Here is a 538-nt window from a genome sequence, read left to right as displayed (position 1 = left end):
GGCTTGTAAGGCTGCACGGCCTCCTTGCTCGTTAATGGTAGCGTTTTTTGTTTTGGCGTATTCTAAATTAACAAACGGCTCTAATTGTGTGTCCGAAAGAGTTATTGGATAAGCCACTTCGATAAATATCTGGTTGGTGTTCCCATTGTAATTAGCCGTATTTTTATCTGATTGCGCGACGTAATTGAGCGTTTTTGAGGTATGGACACGATGAAACGTATTCGATACACCTGCACGTAGCGTGATACGGTTAAAATCATAACCACTATAGAGTGATAAGTGGTAGTTTTCGCTATTTGCGTGACTGTTATAACCTGAAAGAGAGGTTTTGGTGACCCCCCCTGCTACACCAAGTAGCATTTTATCGTTGTTAAAACGCTGATCCGCACCTAATAGTACACCATAGGCAGAAGCATCATAGCTATTCGCATTACCATCACTTGAGCTATCTTCCCAATTATAAAGGACTTTAGCCCAGACATTGCCTTTATTGTCTGTACTTTCTTTTTCGCTATTAAGTATTTCTGCGTTTTTAACC

The 538-nt window shown here is 40.7% G+C and carries 1 protein-coding gene; it reads right to left on the bottom strand.

Going from position 1 to position 538, the window contains the following annotated elements:
* A partial coding sequence (locus ABN217_RS20215) for an autotransporter outer membrane beta-barrel domain-containing protein (RefSeq protein WP_349459997.1) occupies nt 1-538 on the bottom strand: 538 nt, incomplete at both ends.

The organism is Proteus sp. fly-1067 (genome assembly GCF_040139345.1).
In the GTDB taxonomy this organism is placed as follows: Bacteria; Pseudomonadota; Gammaproteobacteria; order Enterobacterales; family Enterobacteriaceae; genus Proteus; species Proteus vulgaris_B.
Note: the sequence above shows the minus strand (reverse complement) of the source record. Positions and strands in the feature narration are given on the sequence as shown.